Source organism: Streptomyces sp. NPDC090088, from assembly GCF_044747345.1.
Lineage (GTDB): Bacteria > Actinomycetota > Actinomycetes > Streptomycetales > Streptomycetaceae > Streptomyces.
On record NZ_JBIVDZ010000007.1, the window covers coordinates 159,819 to 176,731 of the forward strand.

The 16,913-nt window shown below is 71.4% G+C and carries 15 protein-coding genes; 6 read left to right on the forward strand and 9 right to left on the reverse strand.

Annotated features, from left to right (window positions below):
- The first annotated feature begins 25 nt into the window (after window positions 1-25).
- The 5 genes from ACIPSJ_RS31695 (at window position 26) to ACIPSJ_RS31715 (ending at window position 6,035) form a co-directional block, all read left to right on the forward strand.
- Entirely contained in the window at window positions 26-1,021 is a 996-nt protein-coding gene (locus ACIPSJ_RS31695) for a LacI family DNA-binding transcriptional regulator (protein WP_401351094.1), read from the forward strand.
- 149 nt (window positions 1,022-1,170) lie between these two features.
- Entirely contained in the window at window positions 1,171-2,520 is a 1,350-nt protein-coding gene (locus ACIPSJ_RS31700) for an ABC transporter substrate-binding protein (protein ID WP_401351096.1), read from the forward strand.
- A 5-nt stretch (window positions 2,521-2,525) separates the two neighbouring features.
- Window positions 2,526-3,482 (forward strand): carbohydrate ABC transporter permease, encoded by a 957-nt coding sequence (locus ACIPSJ_RS31705; RefSeq protein WP_401351098.1) that lies wholly within the window; start codon window positions 2,526-2,528, stop codon window positions 3,480-3,482.
- Window positions 3,479-4,360, forward strand: a complete 882-nt coding sequence (locus ACIPSJ_RS31710; RefSeq protein WP_401351100.1) for a carbohydrate ABC transporter permease — start codon at window positions 3,479-3,481, stop codon at window positions 4,358-4,360. The genes ACIPSJ_RS31705 and ACIPSJ_RS31710 overlap by 4 nt, the downstream gene beginning before the upstream one ends.
- A gap of 31 nt (window positions 4,361-4,391) precedes the next feature.
- Window positions 4,392-6,035, forward strand: a complete 1,644-nt coding sequence (locus ACIPSJ_RS31715) for a glycoside hydrolase family 13 protein (RefSeq protein WP_401351101.1) — start codon at window positions 4,392-4,394, stop codon at window positions 6,033-6,035.
- Here ACIPSJ_RS31715 and ACIPSJ_RS31720 read toward each other — a convergent pair.
- Genes ACIPSJ_RS31720 through ACIPSJ_RS31735 form a run of 4 tightly spaced genes read right to left on the reverse strand, consistent with a single transcriptional unit; the run spans window position 6,012 to window position 9,363 of the window.
- A complete protein-coding gene (locus tag ACIPSJ_RS31720; protein WP_359213814.1) occupies window positions 6,012-6,830 on the reverse strand; it encodes an ABC transporter ATP-binding protein in 819 nt (272 codons plus the stop codon). The genes ACIPSJ_RS31715 and ACIPSJ_RS31720 overlap by 24 nt on opposite strands.
- A gap of 24 nt (window positions 6,831-6,854) precedes the next feature.
- Window positions 6,855-7,631, reverse strand: coding sequence for an ABC transporter permease subunit (locus ACIPSJ_RS31725; RefSeq protein ID WP_365688061.1), 777 nt, complete (start codon window positions 7,629-7,631; stop codon window positions 6,855-6,857).
- Window positions 7,628-8,401: an ABC transporter permease gene (locus ACIPSJ_RS31730; protein ID WP_355727632.1), complete on the reverse strand. Its 774-nt coding sequence runs from the start codon at window positions 8,399-8,401 to the stop codon at window positions 7,628-7,630. The genes ACIPSJ_RS31725 and ACIPSJ_RS31730 overlap by 4 nt, the downstream gene beginning before the upstream one ends.
- Window positions 8,398-9,363, reverse strand: coding sequence for an ABC transporter substrate-binding protein (locus ACIPSJ_RS31735; RefSeq protein ID WP_359213807.1), 966 nt, complete (start codon window positions 9,361-9,363; stop codon window positions 8,398-8,400). The genes ACIPSJ_RS31730 and ACIPSJ_RS31735 overlap by 4 nt, the downstream gene beginning before the upstream one ends.
- Before the next feature lie 199 nt (window positions 9,364-9,562).
- On the opposite strand from ACIPSJ_RS31735, the gene ACIPSJ_RS31740 reads away from it, so the two are divergent.
- On the forward strand, window positions 9,563-10,267 hold the full coding sequence (locus ACIPSJ_RS31740; protein ID WP_401351103.1) for a helix-turn-helix domain-containing protein: 705 nt from the start codon (window positions 9,563-9,565) through the stop codon (window positions 10,265-10,267).
- Here ACIPSJ_RS31740 and ACIPSJ_RS31745 read toward each other — a convergent pair.
- From ACIPSJ_RS31745 to ACIPSJ_RS31765, 5 genes are all read right to left on the reverse strand, one after another.
- Window positions 10,218-11,156, reverse strand: coding sequence for a PDR/VanB family oxidoreductase (locus ACIPSJ_RS31745; protein WP_401351105.1), 939 nt, complete (start codon window positions 11,154-11,156; stop codon window positions 10,218-10,220). The two genes, ACIPSJ_RS31740 and ACIPSJ_RS31745, sit on opposite strands and share 50 nt — an antisense overlap.
- Window positions 11,153-11,323, reverse strand: coding sequence for a hypothetical protein (locus ACIPSJ_RS31750; protein ID WP_165939260.1), 171 nt, complete (start codon window positions 11,321-11,323; stop codon window positions 11,153-11,155). The genes ACIPSJ_RS31745 and ACIPSJ_RS31750 overlap by 4 nt, the downstream gene beginning before the upstream one ends.
- Window positions 11,320-12,384: a Rieske 2Fe-2S domain-containing protein gene (locus ACIPSJ_RS31755; protein ID WP_401351106.1), complete on the reverse strand. Its 1,065-nt coding sequence runs from the start codon at window positions 12,382-12,384 to the stop codon at window positions 11,320-11,322. Before ACIPSJ_RS31755 ends, ACIPSJ_RS31750 begins: the two co-directional genes overlap by 4 nt.
- Before the next feature lie 142 nt (window positions 12,385-12,526).
- Window positions 12,527-13,570, reverse strand: coding sequence for a glycoside hydrolase family 25 protein (locus ACIPSJ_RS31760; protein WP_401351108.1), 1,044 nt, complete (start codon window positions 13,568-13,570; stop codon window positions 12,527-12,529).
- Between the two features lie 359 nt (window positions 13,571-13,929).
- A complete protein-coding gene (locus ACIPSJ_RS31765; protein ID WP_401351110.1) occupies window positions 13,930-16,809 on the reverse strand; it encodes a BTAD domain-containing putative transcriptional regulator in 2,880 nt (959 codons plus the stop codon).
- Window positions 16,810-16,913: the final 104 nt, after the last annotated feature.

Below are 16,913 nucleotides of genomic sequence, written 5' to 3' on the forward strand. Positions count from 1 at the left end.
CGTAACTTGCGCTACCCTTGCGCGCATGACGCGACGACTTGCGGAAGTGGCCAAGAAGGTCGGGGTCAGCGAGGCCACGGTCAGCCGGGTGCTCAACGGCAAGCCCGGGGTCTCCGAGGCCACCCGGCAGGCGGTGCTCTCGGCCCTGGACGTCCTCGGCTACGAGCGGCCCACCCAACTGCGCGGCGAGCGCGCCCGGCTCGTCGGCCTGGTCCTGCCCGAGCTGCAGAACCCCATCTTCCCGGCCTTCGCCGAGGTCATCGGCGGCGCGCTGGCCCAGCTCGGGCTGACCCCGGTGCTGTGCACCCAGACCAAGGGCGGGGTCTCCGAGGCGGACTACGTCGAGTTGCTGCTGCAACAGCAGGTCTCGGGCGTGGTGTTCGCCGGCGGGCTGTACGCCCAGGCCGACGCCCCGCACGACCACTACCGGCTGCTCGCCGAACGCAACATTCCGGTGGTGCTGGTCAACGCGGCCATCGAGCACCTCGGGTTCCCCGCGGTGTCCTGCGACGACGCGGTGGCGGTGGAGCAGGCCTGGCGGCACCTGGCCTCCCTCGGCCACGAGCGGATCGGTCTCGTCCTCGGCCCGGCCGACCATGTCCCCTCGGCCCGCAAGCTGGCCGCGGCACGGGCCCTGGGGGAGCTCCCCGAGGAGCGTGTCGCCCGCGCCATGTTCTCCATCGAGGGCGGTCACGCGGCCGCCACCCGGCTCATCGACCAGGGCGTCACCGGGATCATCTGCGCCAGTGACCCGCTTGCGCTCGGCGCCATCCGGGCGGCCCGCCGCAAGGGCCTGGACGTCCCCTCCCGGGTCTCGGTCGTCGGCTACGACGACTCCGCGTTCATGAACTGCACCGAACCCCCGCTCACCACCGTCCGCCAGCCCATCGAGGCCATGGGCAGGGCGGCCGTGGAGCTGCTGAACGTACAGGTCAACGGCAGCGCCGTGGCCCCCGAGGAACTGCTCTTCGAGCCCGAGCTGGTGGTCCGCGGTTCCACCGCGCAAGCACCTCGCGACTGAGACGGGGAGTTATCCAGGAGATCCCATCCACTGTCGAATAATTACAGATTCTGCGCGACATATTGCGGACTCTTGCTCCCGGTGCTTGAGTGTGCGGCGCCCACCGGTCCCGGTGCGGCGCCCACCGCTCCTGTCTGGGGGGTCCACCGATGTCCAGCACCGGGTTCCGCCGTGCTCTCGTCGCGATAGGCGTCTGTTCCTCGCTCGCGCTCTCCGCCTCCGCCTGCGGGTCGAGCGACGACGCGGGCAGCGGCAAGACGCGCATCACCGTCAACTGCCAGCCGCCCAAGAGCGCCAAGGTCGACCGCTCCTTCTTCGACCAGGACATCGCCGCCTTCGAGAAGCAGAACCCGGACATCGACGTCGTCGCGCACGACGCGTTCCCCTGCCAGGACCCGAAGACCTTCGACGCCAAGCTGGCCGGCGGCCAGATGGAGGACGTGTTCTACACGTACTTCACGGACGCCAAGCACGTCGTGGACATCAACCAGGCGGCCGATCTCACGCCGTACCTCAAGGAGTTGAAGAGCTACGCCACCATCCAGCAGCAGCTGCGGGACATCTACACCGTCGACGGCAAGGTCTACGGCATCCCGCGCACCGGCTACTCGATGGGCCTGATCTACAACCGCAAGCTCTTCCAGCAGGCCGGCCTCGACCCCGACAAGCCGCCGACGACCTGGGAAGAGGTCCGCGCCGACGCCAAGAAGATCGCCGCGCTCGGCAACGGAACCGTCGGATACGCCGACTACAGCGCCCAGAACCAGGGCGGCTGGCACTTCACCGCCGAGATGTACGCGCAGGGCGGCGACGTCGTCTCCGCCGACGGCAAGTCGGCGACCGTCGACACCCCCGAGGGCCACGCGGTCCTGCAGAACCTGCACGACATGCGCTGGACCGACAACTCGATGGGCAGCAAGCAGCTCCTGATCATCAACGATGTCCAGCAGATGATGGGTTCGGGCAAGCTCGGCATGTACCTCTCCGCCCCGGACAACATCCCGATCCTGGTGAAGGAGAAGGGCGGCAACTACAAGGACCTCGCCCTCGGCCCGATGCCCGGCGGCCAGGGCACGCTCATCGGCGGCGACGGCTACATGTTCAACAAGAAGGACACCCCGGCCCAGATCCGCGCCGGCCTCAAGTGGCTCGACTCCATGTTCCTCACCCCCGGCGACGGCTTCCTCGGCGACTACGCCCGCGCCAAGAAGAACAACGCGCCCGTCGGCCTGCCCGAGCCGCGTCTGTTCACCGGCGCCGCCGACGCCAAGGACCAGGCGGTCAAGAAGGCCAACGCCAACGTGCCGGTGGAGAACTACCAGGCGTTCCTGGACGGCAACCAGTCCCTGGAGATGAAGATCGAGCCGCCGGACGCCCAGCAGATCTACTCCGTCCTCGACGGCGCCGTCTCCGCCGTCCTCACCAAGAAGGACGCCGACATCGACCAGCTCCTCAAGGACGCCAACGACAAGATCGACGGCATCCTGGCCCGGGGCTGACCACGATGACCAAGACGGCCGAGTGCCGGCCCGCCCCCGCGGCGGCCGGCGCCCGACAGACCCCGGCGCCGCCCCCGGCAGGGGACCGGAGGCGGCGCCGGATCATCGACCAGACCCGGGCCTACGGCTTCCTGCTCGGCGGACTGATCTGCTTCGCCCTGTTCTCCTGGTACCCCGCGATCCGCGCGATCGTGATCTCCTTCCAGAAGTACACGCCCGGCTCGTCCCCGGAGTGGGTCGGCACCGCCAACTTCACCCGGGTCCTGCACGACCCCGAGTTCTCGGCGGCCTGGCGCAACACCCTCACCTTCACCCTGCTCGCCCTGCTCATCGGCTTCGCGATCCCGTTCGTGCTCGCCCTGGTCCTCAACGAACTGAGACACGCCAAGGCGTTCTTCCGGGCCGTGGTCTACCTCCCGGTGATGATCCCGCCGGTGGTCAGCGCCCTGCTGTGGAAGTGGTTCTACGACCCGGGCGCCGGCCTCGCCAACGAGACCCTGCGCTTCCTGCACCTGCCGACCTCGAACTGGTCCAACGGCGCCGACACCGCGCTGATCTCCCTGGTGATCGTCGCCACCTGGGCGAACATGGGCGGCACCGTCCTCATCTACCTGGCCGCCCTCCAGTCCATCCCCGGCGAGCTGTACGAGGCCGCCGAACTCGACGGCGCGAACCTCCTCCAGCGCATCAGACATGTGACGATCCCCCAGACCCGGTTCGTCATCCTCATGCTGATGCTCCTTCAGATCATCGCCACCATGCAGGTGTTCACCGAACCGTTCGTCATCACCGGAGGCGGCCCGGAGAACGCCACGGTCACGGTCCTCTACCTGATCTACAAGTACGCCTTCCTCTACAACGACTTCGGCGGCGCCTGCGCGCTCAGCGTGATGCTCCTGGTGCTGCTCGGCATCTTCTCCGCCGTGTACCTGCGGCTGACCCGCTCCGGGGAGGACGGATGAGCAGCGCGACCCGCACCCTGATCTCGCCCGCGACCCTGGCCCGCCCGCGCGGCAGGGCCGTCTACTGGACGGTCTTCACCGGCGTCGTCCTGCTCTTCGCGCTCGCCTTCCTCTTCCCCGTGTACTGGATGGTGACCGGCGCGATGAAGTCCCCGGACGAGGTCGCCCGGACCCCGCCCACGCTCGTCCCGCACCACTGGCACCTGTCCGGCTACACCGACGCCTGGGACCTGATGCAGCTCCCCGAGCACCTGTGGAACACGGTGGTGCAGGCCGCCGGCGCCTGGGCCTTCCAGCTGGTGTTCTGCACGGCCGCCGCCTACGCCCTGTCGAAACTGAGGCCCGCCTTCGGCAAGGTGGTCCTCGGCGGCATCCTGGCCACCCTGATGGTCCCGGCCCAGGCCCTGGTCGTCCCCAAGTACCTGACCGTCGCCGACCTGCCCTTCCTCCACACCAGCCTGCTCAACGACCCGCTCGGCATCTGGCTGCCGGCCGTCGCCAACGCCTTCAACCTGTATCTGCTGAAGCGGTTCTTCGACCAGCTGCCGCGTGACGTGCTGGAGGCCGCCGAGATCGACGGCGCCGGAAAGCTGCGCATCCTGTGGTCCGTGGTCCTGCCCATGTCCCGCCCGGTGCTCGGGGTGGTGTCGATCTTCGCGCTGGTCGCGGTCTGGCAGGACTTCCTGTGGCCGCTGATGGTCTTCTCCGACACCGACAAGCAGCCCATCAGCGTGGCCCTGGTCCAGCTGTCGCAGAACATCCAGCTCACCGTGCTCATCGCCGCGATGGTGATCGCCAGCATCCCGATGGTCGCGCTGTTCCTCGTCTTCCAGCGGCACATCATCGCCGGGATCAGCGCGGGCAGCACCAAGGGCTGACGGCCCTTCCTCCGACAGAAAGGTTCGCCCAGTGGGACAGCCCAGCCATGCCCCGAAGGACCACGAGGACCATGAGGACCACGACTGGTGGCGTTCCGCCGTCATCTACCAGGTGTACGTCCGCAGCTTCGCCGACAGCGACGGCGACGGCACCGGCGACCTCGCGGGCGTCCGCGCCCGGCTGCCGTACCTCGCCGAACTCGGCGTGGACGCCCTGTGGTTCAGCCCCTGGTACCCGTCACCCATGAAGGACGGCGGTTACGACGTCGCCGACTACCGGGCCATCGACCCGGCCTTCGGCACCCTCGCCGAGGCCGAGAAACTGATCGCGGAGGCACGGGAGCTGGGCATCCGGACGATCGTCGACATCGTCCCCAACCACGTCTCCGACCGGCACCCCTGGTTCCGGGCGGCGCTGGCCGCCGGTCCCGGCAGCCCGGAACGCGACCTGTTCCACTTCCGCCCCGGCCGCGGCCCGGACGGCGACCTGCCGCCCAACGACTGGCCCTCGCAGTTCGTCGGCTCCACCGAACCGGTCTGGACCCGGCTGCCCGACGGCGAGTGGTACCTGCACCTCTTCACCCCCGAGCAGCCCGACCTCAACTGGGCGCACCCGGCCGTCCGCCAGGAGCACGAGGACATCCTGCGGTTCTGGTTCGAGCGGGGCGTCGCGGGCGTCCGTATCGACTCGGCGGCCCTGCTCGCCAAGGACCCGGCCCTGCCCGACCTGGCCACCCGCCCGCACCCCCACCCCTTCGTGGACCGCGACGAACTCCACGACATCTACCGCTCCTGGCGCGAGGTCGCCGACGCCTACGGCGGTGTCTTCGTCGGCGAGGTCTGGCTGCCCGACACCGAACGCTTCGCCCGCTACCTGCGCCCCGACGAACTCCACACCGCCTTCAACTTCTCCTTCCTGTCCTGCCCCTGGGACGCGGACCGGCTGCGGACCTCGATCGACACCACCCTCGCCGAGCACGCGCCCGTCGGCGCCCCCGCCACCTGGGTGCTGTGCAACCACGACGTGACCCGCACGGCCACCCGCTATGGCCGGGAGGACACCGGCTTCGACTTCGCGGCCAAGGCCTTCGGCGTCCCGTCCGACCTGGGACTGGGGACGCGCCGGGCCCGCGCCGCCGCCCTGCTCTCCCTGGCCCTGCCCGGCGCGGTGTACATCTACCAGGGCGAGGAACTGGGGTTGCCCGAGGCCGACATCCCGCGCGACCGCATCCAGGACCCGATGTACTTCCGGTCCGGCGGTACCGACCCGGGCCGCGACGGCTGCCGGGTGCCGCTGCCCTGGGCGGCCGGGGCGCCGCACGCGGGCTTCGGCTCGCGGGAGGAGCCGTGGCTGCCGCAGCCGGCCGGCTGGGAGTCGTACGCGGTCGACCGGCAGCAGGACGACGCCGGTTCCATGCTCGCGCTCTACCGAAGCGCCGTCGCGCTGCGCCCGCGCTTCGGCGACGGCCCGCTGACCTGGCTGCCCGCCCCCGAGGGCGTGCTCGCCTTCAGCCGCGCCGAGGGCGTGACGTGCGTGGTCAACCTGGGCGCCGCCCCCGCCGAACTCCCTGCCCACACCGAACTCCTGCTCACCAGCGGCCCGTTGGACGACAAGGGCCGACTGCCGCGGGACACGGCGGCCTGGCTGGGTTCAGTGGAGTGGCGGCGTGTCTGACGTCGTGACCGGGTCCTCCCCCCGGGGTGCCCCGCGCTTCGCCGCCTGGATCTGCTCGTACACATGGGTCCGCAGTTCGGCGAAGCGCGGGGCGACCCGGGTGTGCAACTGGTCGCGCTCGTCCGGCAGATCGACCTTCAGCTGCTCCCGGACGACGGTCGGGGACGCGGACAGGACGATCACCCGCTGGCCCAGGTAGACCGCCTCGTCGATGTCGTGGGTGACGAACAGGATGGTGATGCCGCGCTCCCGCCACAGCCCCCGGACCAGGTCCTCCAGATCGGCCCGGGTCTGGGCGTCGACGGCCGCGAACGGCTCGTCCATGAGCAGCACCCGGGGTTCGTAGGCGAGGGCGCGGGCGATCGCGACCCGCTGCTGCATACCGCCCGAGAGCTGCCAGGGGTACGCGTCGGCGGCGTCCGCGAGGCCGACCGAGCGCAGCGCGTCGGCGACCAGCTCCCCGCGCCGCTCCCGGGGCAGGTTCTTCTGCTTCAGCGGGAGTTCGACGTTGGCGGCGACCCGCATCCAGGGGAACAGACTCCGGCCGTACTCCTGGAAGACGAAGGCCATCCCGGGCGGCGGCCCGGTCACCTTCCGCCCCTCCAGGAGGACTTCGCCGCCGGTCGGGGTGAGCAGCCCGCCCATGCACTTCAGCAGGGTGGTCTTGCCGCAGCCCGACGGGCCGACCAGACACACCAGTTCGCCCGCCTCCACGGTGAAGGTGAGGTCCCGCACCGCCTCGATACGGCGGCCGGATCCGTCGTAGACCTTCCGCAGGCCGCGTACGTCGAGCATGGACCGCCCCTTCACGAGGTTCATTCAAGGCCGCCGGGTTGTCGCGCGCAGACCGTGGTACCAGCCGAGCACCCGCCGCTCGACCACCTGGAAGACCGCCGACAGCGCGAAGCCGAGCAGACCCAGCAGCAGGATCCCGGTCCACATGTCGGGGATCGCGAAACCGCGCTGGAACTGCACGATGGTGAAACCGAGCCCGTTGCTGGCCGCGAACATCTCGCTGATGACCATCAGGATGATCCCGATGGACAGCGCCTGCCGCAGGCCCGCGAAGATCTGCGGGCTCGCCGAACGCAGTACCAGCGTACGCAGCCGGGCCACGCCCGTGATGCCGTAGGACCGGGCCGTCTCCGCCATCACCGGGTCCACGGCCCGTACGCCCTCGACCGTGTTGAGCAGGATCGGCCAGACGCAGCCGCTGGCGATCACCACGATCTTCATGGTGTCGCCGATGCCCGCGAACAGCATGATGACCGGGACCAGCACCGGTGGCGGCACCGCCCGCAGGAACTCCAGGACCGGTTCGCACACCGCCCGCACCCGCCGGTAGGAGCCGATGACCGTGCCGAGGGCCACCCCCGCGACGGCCGCCGTCGCGTACCCGGCGAGCAGCCGCAGCACACTGCGCAGCAGGTCGTCGCGGAGCCGCTGACCGGTCCAGACGTCCGGGAAGGTCTTCAGGATCGTGCGCAGCGGCGGCCAGTAGACGTTCGTGCTGCCGTCCGAGGCCACCCACCAGAGCGCGACCAGCACCGCGGGCAGGGCCAGCACGTACACCGCGCCGAGCAGCAGCCGCCTCACACCGCCACCTCCCCGCGCACCGACTGGTGCCAGGCCAGCGCCCGCCGTTCCACCGAGCGGGCGCCCACGTTGATGACCAGCCCGAGCAGCCCGGTGACCACGATCAGGGCGTACATGTCCGGCACCGCCTGCGAGGCCTGGGCGACCGCGATCTGCTGCCCCAGCCCCGGTGCGCCGATGACCAGTTCGGCGGTGATGGTGAGGATCAGCGCGACCGCGGCGGCCAGCCGGACGCCGGTCATCACATACGGCAGCGCGGTCGGCCACAGCACATGGCGCACCCGGGCCCAGGTGCCGAGACCGTACGACCGTGCCGTCTCCTCGGCGACCGGGTCGACGTCCTGGACGCCGTACATCACCTGGATCAGCACCTGCCAGAAGGAGGCGTACACGACGAGCAGCAGGACGGAGCGGAGTTCGGTGCCGTAGAGGAGGATGGCGAGGGGGATCAGGGCGACCGAGGGGATCGGGCGGAGGAACTCGATGGTGGAGGCGGTGGCCCGGCGCAGGTGCGGGACGACCGAGAGGACGACGCCCGCCGCGATGCCCGCGCCGACCGCGACGGCCAGGCCCACCGCCCAGCCGGTGAGGGTGTCGCCGAGCGCCGACCAGAAGGCGCGGTCGGCGAGTTCGGTGCCGAGGGCGCGGGCGATGCGGCTGGTCGGCGGGAAGTAGTCCGCCTTGACCAGGCCGAGCCGCGGCACCGCCTCGCCGAGGGCGAGGAAGGCCGCGAGCCCGGCCGCACCGAGCACGGTGTTCAGACCCTTCACGGCAGCAGCTTGTCCAGGTCGGGGGCGGTCTTGAAGAGGCCGTCCTGCTCGCTCAGCTTCTCCAGCGCCTCGATCGAGGAACGGTTCGCGTCGGCGGGCCACTTGGGCAGCGTCACCTGGGCCAGCACATCGGCCGGGGTCTTGGTGTAGGTGGTGACGATCTGCCGGACCTCGTCCGGGTGCGCGTCGGCGTAGGTCAGCGACTCGGCGATGGCCTCCTGGAACTCCTTGACGACGGCCGGGTTCTTCTGCGCGTACGACGTCGACGTGAAGTACATCGCCACGGTGAGGTTCTTCGCCACGTCGACCAGCGGCGAGGCGATCTCCGTGGCGCCCTGGCCCTTCATGGTGGCGAGGGCCGGCTCGACGGCCATCGCCGCGTCGATCTGGCCCTTGTCCAGCGCGGCCGGCATCTGGTCGAAGGCGAGCTCGACGAAGTTCACCTTGTCCGGGTCGCCGCCCGCCTTGCGCACCGACTCGCGCACCGCGGTCTCGTTGATGTTCTTCAGCGTGTTGACGGCGACCTTCTTGCCCTCCAGCTGCTTCGCCGAGGTGATGCTGCTGCCCTTCTTCACCACGAGTCCGCCGAAGTCCTTGCCCTCGACGCCGGTCGAGGCCACGCCGTTGGCGATCGCCTGCACGGGCACGCCGTTGGACTGGGCGATCATCAGCGAGGTCATGTTGCTGAAGCCGAACTGGAACTGACCGCTCGTCACGCCGGGCACGATGGCCGCGCCGCCCTGCGCGAGCGTCATGGACAGCTTCAGGCCGCGCTTGCTGAAGAAGCCCTCCTTCTGCCCGAGGTAGAGGGGGGCCACGTCGACGATGGGGATGATCCCCACCTTGACGGTGGTGGTGCCGCCCGACGAGGGCGAGGTGGACGACGAGCCCCCGGAGGAGCCGCAGGCCGCCGTGGCGAACATGAAGGTGCCGGCCGCGAGACCGGCGAGCAGACGACGCATGGCTCCTCCTGTGCAGACAACGGTGTTCCGACAGGCTGTGCGCTGTGCGCACAATGGTGCTCGGTTGGGGGGCTCAGCGGGACGGTAGAACCGGCCGGACAACCCGGTCAATGGTTTTAGCTGACAAAATTGTTGACAGTTATCGAACCGCGCTCTCACCGTGTTCTCCGAGTCGAACCGCCGAATCGGGGAGGCGCCCATGCCGAGTGATGCCCGCGCACCGCACTTCGTGAGGTCCTTCGAGCGTGGTCTGGCCGTGATCCGCGCCTTCGACGCCGACCATCCGGCGCGCACGCTCAGCGAGGTGGCCCGCGCCTGCGACCTGACCCGCGCGGCCGCCCGCCGCCTGCTGCTCACCCTCGCCGACCTGGGCTACGTCCACTCGGACGACCGGCTCTTCCGCCTCACCCCACGCGTCCTGGAACTCGGCTACGCCTATCTCTCCGGCCTCGACCTGCCGGACCTCGCGCGACCGCATCTGGCGCAACTCGCCGTGCTGACCGGGGAGTCGGCGACGCTGTGCGTGCTGGACGGGGACACGGTCGTACATGTCGCCGCCGCCCCGGCCCGGCGCGTCATGGCGGCGGCGATCGCGGTGGGGGCACGCTTCCCGGCGTACGGGACGGCGGCGGGCCGGGCGTTACTGGCCCACGCGCCGGGACACACCCTGGGCGAGGACGACCCAGAGGACGGCGTCAGCACACTGGCCGCCCCGGTGCGGGACCGGGGCGGCCGGGTGGTGGCCGGGGTGGCGCTCGTGGCGCACAGCGGCCGGACGTCCGCCGCGACGGCCCGCCGCGCACTGCTGCCCCACCTGCTGACGGCGGTGGCGCGCATCGAGGCGGACCTGCGGATCACAGATCGAGCACCAGACGCTCCCCTCGGCACCGCGACACGCAGATGAGCATGGTCTCGCCGGCCGCCCGTTCCTCCTCGCTCAGCACCGAGTCCCGGTGCTCCGGCTCGCCTTCCAGGACGTCCGTCTCGCACGTCCCGCAGGTGCCCTCGGTGCACGAGTACAGCACCTCGACCCCGGCGCCCCGGACGGTCTCCAGCACGGAGACACCGGGCGCGACCGTGAGGGTACGACCGCTCTGCGCGAGGACGACCTCGAACTCCCGCTCCTCGCCCGCCGGTCGCTCCTTGGGCTGGAACCGCTCCACCCGCAGCACCCCCGCCGGACAGCGCGCCTCCACCGCGTCCAGCAGCGGCCCCGGACCGCAGCAGTAAACCAGGGTGTCCTCCGGGACGTCGTCCAGCACCGCGCCCAGGTCCAGCAGGCCCGTCTCGTCCTGCGGGGCGACGGTGACCCGGCCGTCGCCGTACCCGGCCAGCTCCCCGGTGAACGCCATGGACCGCCGGGTCCGCCCGCCGTACAGCAGGGTCCACTCGGCGCCCGCGGCCTCGGCGGCGGCGAGCATCGGCAGGATCGGGGTGATGCCGATACCGCCCGCCACGAACCGGTAGCGGGGGGCCGGTTCCAGCCGGAAGTGGTTACGGGGGCCGCGCACCCGCACCTTGTCGCCGACGCCCACCTGCTCGTGGACGAAGGCGGATCCACCCCGCCCGTCCGGCTCCCGCAGCACCGCGATCCGCCACCGTGAGCGGTCCCCGGGGTCCCCGCACAGCGAGAACTGCCGTTCCAGCTCCGGCCCCAGCACCACGTCGAGATGTGCTCCGGGCTCCCAGCCGGGCAGCTCCTCGCCCTGCGGGTGCCGCAGCGTGAGGGCGACGACACCGTCGGCCGCCGACTCCCGCTCACTGACGACCAGTTCGGCCTCGTACAGGTTCATGCGGTGCGCTCCGGGGGCTGGTGGCCTTCGGGGTGGCCGAGCATCCACTCCCACATCTCGACCGGGTCCTGCGCGGTGTGCTCGGCCCCGCAGTGACAGGTGCCGTGCAGCACGTCGGTGCCCGGCAGCCAGTCGATGCGGTAGACCTCACCGGTCGGCGTGCTCACAGGACCTTCTCCACGGGCTTGTCGCCCTCCTCGACCAGCCGGGCGAGGATCCGGCGGGCGGCGAGACCGCCGGTGTCGATGTTGATGCTCAGCTCCTGGTAGCCGGACCGCTCCGACCCCAGCGTCCGCTGCAGCAGGTTCAGCGCGTCCACGTCCTGCATGACCACCGTGTGGTTGTTGCCCCGCAGGAACTCGGTGACCTCGGCGTCGTCGGTCGCCCAGTCCCGGGAGACCATCCAGAAGTCGTACACCTCGCCGTCCCCGGACGGGGTGATCGCGTAGGTGATCTCGGTGTGGAAGCCGTTCGGGTCGCTGCCGTCGGCCTCCGGCACCACGCCGACCGGGGCGATCCGGCTGTGCAGCAGATACAGGCACGGGGCGTGGTACTCGATGTCCTGCCAGCGGGTGATCCGGCCCTCGATCCCGGTCGAACGGGCGTAGAACGGCGGGCACTCGGCGTCGTCCATGTGCCGGCTCACCCGCACGATCCCCGCCCCCTCGTCGACCTCGGTCGTGATGGGCGTCTCGGCGACCTCGGGGGTGCCGATGTAGCCGCCGTGCAGATAGGTCTCGTGGGAGAGGTCGAGGAGGTTGTCGACGAGGAGACCGTAGTCGGCGTCGATGGGCTCCATGCCCCGCACGGTCGTCCAGCCGGGGGAGTCCAGGTGCCGGGCCCGCGGGATGGTCCCCGCGTCCGCGAGCGCCGGGTCGCCGATCCACACCCACACCAGCGAGTCCTGCTCGACCACCGGGTAGGAGGCGACCCGGGCGGTGCGCGGTATGCGTTTCTGCCCCGGCACGTACACACACGCGCCGGTCCGGTCGTAGGTGAACCCGTGGTACCCGCACACGATCCGGTCCCCGTCCAGCCCGCTCTCCGACAGCGGGTAACGCCGGTGCACACAGCGGTCGCTGAGCGCCACCGGCGCACCGTCCTCCTCGGCCCGGTAGAACACCAGGGGCTCCCCGAGAATCGTCCGCCCGAGCAGCTCCCGCCCGACTTCCTCGCTGTAGGCGGCGACGTACCACTGGTTCCTGGCGAAGGCGGTGATGTGAGGCATGGCGTTCCCGTCCCTGAGAGAGCGGGGCGCCGTCGCCCCGCGTGCCGTGGTTGGACTCAGGTTCGTGACGGTCGCGGGGGCTCGGCAAGGCGGCTTCTGCCAGGCGGAAGGACTTCCCGGGGCGAGGAGCGGCCCGGGCCGGTCAGGACGCGGGGTCGAGGTGGACGACGATCTTGCCGACGGCCGTCTCGATCGCCGTGGTGATGGAGGCGACGAGGGCGGCGGGGTCGATGTTCTTGTCGAACGTCGCGATGACGGAGGCGAGTTGGGTGATGGCCGCGCTCTGGGCCGCCTCCGTGGCCTGCAGGAGGCGCACCCGGGCGTTGGTGTCCTTGATGTACGACTGGAGGGCCCAGTAGGCGTTGGTCTTCGCGTCCGGGGCATCGGCGGGCGCCTTGATCACTCCGTCCATGGTCAGGACGGCCCGCGCCGCGGCGGACGCGACCGCCGTGATGTCCGTCGTCTCCAGCACACCGCCGCCGGCCACGAGCCTGGCGACGACCGCGCTCGCGACCTTGTCGATGTCGTCCGTGGTGAGCGCCATGTCTTCGGTGTCCTCTCCGGCGGCCCAGGCGCGCAGCGCCGACTCGCTCAGATAGCAGATGGATCGGTCGAGGGGGGTCGAGGTGAACTGCCAGAACAACGGGGACCTGCCGGACGGGCTGGGCTTCGGGTGCCCCTCGGCCTGTGCGTAGGTCGCCGCACCGGACCAGGGGTAGGCGGGGTACCACAGCGGGACGGTGGCGGGCGCGTGACCGGCCGCCAGGTCGCTCGCCGACGTGTACAGGCCGACCCGCTGGTGCGGGAACGCGACTTCCACCTCGGCGATCCAGGCGGTGGCGTAGGCCCTGATCCCGGCGGCCGTGACGCCCGCGTAGTTGGAGCCGTCCGCCCGGCGTTCCAGGTCCAGCCAGTGCACGAAGCCCGGACCGGCGTACGGTTTCACGGCGGCGATGTAGTTGGCCGCCTCGGTGCCGGCGTTCTGGTTGGGCCAGCCGAAGTGGTAGGCGCCGGGGACGAGCCCCGCCTGCGCGATACCCGAGATGTGCAGGGCGAAGTGTGCGTCCCGGGTGTGCTCGCCCTCACTGGCCTTGGCGAAGGCGAAGACGACGCCTTCCGCCTTGCGGGCGCTCCACTCCTGGGCTCCCTGGTACACCGACAGATCGATTCCCCGGCATATGGCCATGGCGGCCGTCCCCCCGTCCCCCGGTCTCCTTGTCGAGCAAGCTCACCGGAGACGATGGCAGGCACCCCGTGACCGGGCCGTCACCGCCGCGTCAACTCCCTCGGGATCACGCCGGACCGCCTCCACGACGTTGTGCTCGGCCGGATGGACGGTCACCACCGCACACCGTGTGCGTGTCATGCCGTCGCCATGCCGGAGGCCGTATGCCGCGTGCCGTTCCCCATGTGACTGAAGCGGCCGGCGTGATCAGGCCGAAGGCGGCTGTCATGCGCTTCTCCGCTCAGCGGAACCTGTGGTGACGGAGTTTCAGGTCGGTGGTCCGGACCCGGCCCGGCCTGCCTTGACTCCGGCGTCCGGCCTCAGGCCGGTGCCTGACGCGGGGCGGGAGCAAGGGCGTCGGCGGCAGCGGGGCCGAGCCGTTCGAGGAGCCGGGCACGCAGCGGATCGGCGTCCGGGAGACCGAGTTCGGTGGTGATGGCCAGCGCCTGGGTCCACGCGGTGCGGGCGGGATGCGGGCGGTCCGTGGCGCCGTGGACGTCGCCGAGACAGAGGAGACCGGCCGCCTCGCTGTGCCGGTCCCCGGTCTGGTGGAACAGTTCGAGGGCCTGCTGGTAGCGGTCGACGGCCTCGGCGTGCTCACCGAGCCGGTGCAGGATGTAGCCGAGGCTGTCCTGGATGTGGGCCTCCCCGTTGAGATCCCCGCTCTCGTGGGCCAGCTCCAGCGCCTGACGGCAGAACGTCAGGGCCTCCTGGTGGTCGCCGAGTTGGGCGAGGATCCAGCCGATGTGGTTCAGCGCGGCGGACTGCCCGGCCCGGTCGTCGACGGCCCGGTGGTGCGCGAGGCTGTCGTGGGCGTGGCCGAGCGCCTGCTGATGCCGGCCCTGGGCCTCGGACATCCGGGACAGATGCTGATGGATACGGGCCTGCCCGGCATGGTCGCCGGTCTCGCCGAAGAGCTCCAGCGCGCGCAGATAGTGCGTGCGGGCCGCCTCCGGACGGTCCAGCCGGTCCTCGGCGAGCCCGAGGCCCCGGTGGGCCTCCGCCTGCCCGAGGGCATCGCCCTGGCGCCGGGCGGCGTCCAGCGCCGCGGTGTGCGCGGCGATCAGCGCCCGCCGGTTGCCGTGCCGGTCGAGATAGGTCGTCAGGGCCGAGGCGAGCCGCCAGGCGTGCCGGTGGAAACCGGCCGCGGACGCCTGTCCCACCGCGGCCAGCAGGACCGGATGCTCGGCGGTGAACCAGGCCTGTGCCTCCCGGTGGTCCGACAACTCCTCTGCCGCGGACCCCGGTTGGGCGGGCGGCAGGGGAGCGGGGGTGGGCCGGGGCGTCAGCAGGGCGTCCGCCCGGTGCGCGGTGTGCAGGTAGTGGTCGAACATGCGGTGCGCCGCGGTGTGCCGGGAGTCGTCGCCCTCGTGCGTGGCGACCAGCTCGGCCGCGTAGGCGCGCAGCAGGTCGTGGAAGGTGTACCGGCCGGCGGGCTGTTCGGTGAGCAGATGGCCGCGGACCAGTTCGGCCACCAGCGCGCGGGCGCGGTCGGCCGGTACGCCGGCCAGCGCGGCGACGGCCGGGAGCGCGGCGTCCGGGCCCGGATGCAGGCCCAGTAATCGGAAGAGCCGGGCGGCCTCCGGGCCGAGCGCCTGGTACGACCAGGAGAACACCGCCCGTACCTCGCTGCTCGCCTCCCCGCTGTCCAGGGCGTCCAGCCGCCGATCGGTCAGCCGCAGTTCCTCGGCGAGGGCGGCCAGCGGCAGCGCGGGCTGCGCGGCGGCACGGGCGGCGACGATCGCCAGCGCGAGCGGCAGGCCCGCGCACCGGCCGACGATCTCGCGGACGGCATCGGGATCGGCCGCCACCCGCTCCGCGCCGAGCCGGCGGACCAGCAGCTCCCGGGCCTCCCCGGCGGCGAGCATGCCGACGGTCAGCAGCTGTGCCCCCTCGGTGGCCGCGAGACCGGTCAGCGACCTCCTGCTGGTGATCAGCGCCAGACATCCGGGTGCCCCGGGCAGCAGCGGACGGACCTGCTCGGCGTCGCGGGCGTTGTCCAGCACCACCAGGACCCGGCGCCCCGCCAGGAGACTGCGGTACAGGCCGACCTGCGCCTCCAGACCCGCCGGGATCCGGGCCGGCGGCACACCCAGGGCGTCCAGGAACCCCCGTACCGCCTCGGCGGGGCTCATCACCGATCCGCTGGGCCCGAATCCGCGCAGGTTCACATACAACTGACCGTTGGGGAAGGACCGTTGGGCCCGCCGCGCCCAGTGCACGGCCAGCGCGGTCTTGCCCACCCCGGCCGTGCCCGACAGCGCCGTGATCACCACCGCCGCCGGCTGGTCCGCGGCCGAGGCGAGGATGTCCTCCAGCCGGGCGAGTTCGTCGCCGCGCCCGATGAACCCCCTTACGCCCATGGGCAGTTGGACGGGGGCCGCGCCCGGCCAGGGAGTCGCCTCGGGGGCCGCCCGGGCCGGTGTACGGGACGCCGGCCGTGCGACGGACTCGGCCAGGCCGCCCCGGAGGATCGCCTCGTGGACCTTCCGCAGCTCCGCGCCGGGGTCGGTGCCCAGCTCCTCGGCGAGCCGCTTGCGGACGGCGGCGTAGGAGTTCAGTGCCTCCGCGCTGCGGCCGGCGGCGTGCAGCGCCCGCATCAGTGCCTCGGTCAGCGGTTCCACGAGCGGGTAGGCGTCGAGGAGTTCGGTCAGCGGGCCGATCACGGCGACCGGGTCGCTGACCCGCGACTCGACCTGGGCCCAGGCGACCGCGGCGTCCACGTGCTGCCGTCGCCAGGCCTCGCGCACCTGTGCCGCCCACTGCCCGCCCAGCCCGGCCAGCGGTTCCCCGTGCCACAGCCCGAGCGCCTCGCGCAGCAGCGCCGCCCGGGCCTCGTCCGTCCGCCCCGTCTCCCGGGCCCGGCCCGCCAGTTGCCGGAACCGATGGATGTCCACCTGGTCCGGGCGGGCCTCCAGCAGGTATCCGCCGGAGCGCCGTACCAGACGTAACCGGGGATGTCCCGGATCCGCGGTCTCCTCGCACAGCCGGCGCAGCCGGGCGACATGGGCGTGCAACGCGCGCCGGGCCCCGTCCGGTGGATCGTCGCCCCACACCCGCCTGATCAGCGCGTCGGCCGGGACGGGCCGGCCGGTGTCCACCGCCAGCGCGGCCAGCACGGTCCGCCGCTGAGGTGGCCCGACCTCGGCGGTCCGGCCCTGCACCGAGAGCTCCACGGGGCCGAGAAGGCGTAATTCCACCACTACTTCCACACTCCACGCACAGCCGCTCTTCACTCGATGCACACATTCTCGCGCTGGGCGACAATCTATCGACAACGTTCTCAGCCACACTCGAACTTCAG

What these genes read in the sequence shown, in the direction of transcription:
- ACIPSJ_RS31695 (WP_401351094.1), top strand. Translation starts at nt 26, where the DNA reads ATGACGCGACGACTTGCGGAAGTGGCCAAGAAGGTCGGGGTCAGCGAG.
- ACIPSJ_RS31700 (WP_401351096.1), top strand. Translation starts at nt 1,171, where the DNA reads ATGTCCAGCACCGGGTTCCGCCGTGCTCTCGTCGCGATAGGCGTCTGT.
- ACIPSJ_RS31705 (WP_401351098.1), top strand. Translation starts at nt 2,526, where the DNA reads ATGACCAAGACGGCCGAGTGCCGGCCCGCCCCCGCGGCGGCCGGCGCC.
- ACIPSJ_RS31710 (WP_401351100.1), top strand. Translation starts at nt 3,479, where the DNA reads ATGAGCAGCGCGACCCGCACCCTGATCTCGCCCGCGACCCTGGCCCGC.
- ACIPSJ_RS31720 (WP_359213814.1), bottom strand. Translation starts at nt 6,830, where the DNA reads ATGCTCGACGTACGCGGCCTGCGGAAGGTCTACGACGGATCCGGCCGC.
- ACIPSJ_RS31735 (WP_359213807.1), bottom strand. Translation starts at nt 9,363, where the DNA reads ATGCGTCGTCTGCTCGCCGGTCTCGCGGCCGGCACCTTCATGTTCGCC.
- ACIPSJ_RS31740 (WP_401351103.1), top strand. Translation starts at nt 9,563, where the DNA reads ATGCCGAGTGATGCCCGCGCACCGCACTTCGTGAGGTCCTTCGAGCGT.
- ACIPSJ_RS31745 (WP_401351105.1), bottom strand. Translation starts at nt 11,156, where the DNA reads ATGAACCTGTACGAGGCCGAACTGGTCGTCAGTGAGCGGGAGTCGGCG.
- ACIPSJ_RS31755 (WP_401351106.1), bottom strand. Translation starts at nt 12,384, where the DNA reads ATGCCTCACATCACCGCCTTCGCCAGGAACCAGTGGTACGTCGCCGCC.
- ACIPSJ_RS31760 (WP_401351108.1), bottom strand. Translation starts at nt 13,570, where the DNA reads ATGGCCATATGCCGGGGAATCGATCTGTCGGTGTACCAGGGAGCCCAG.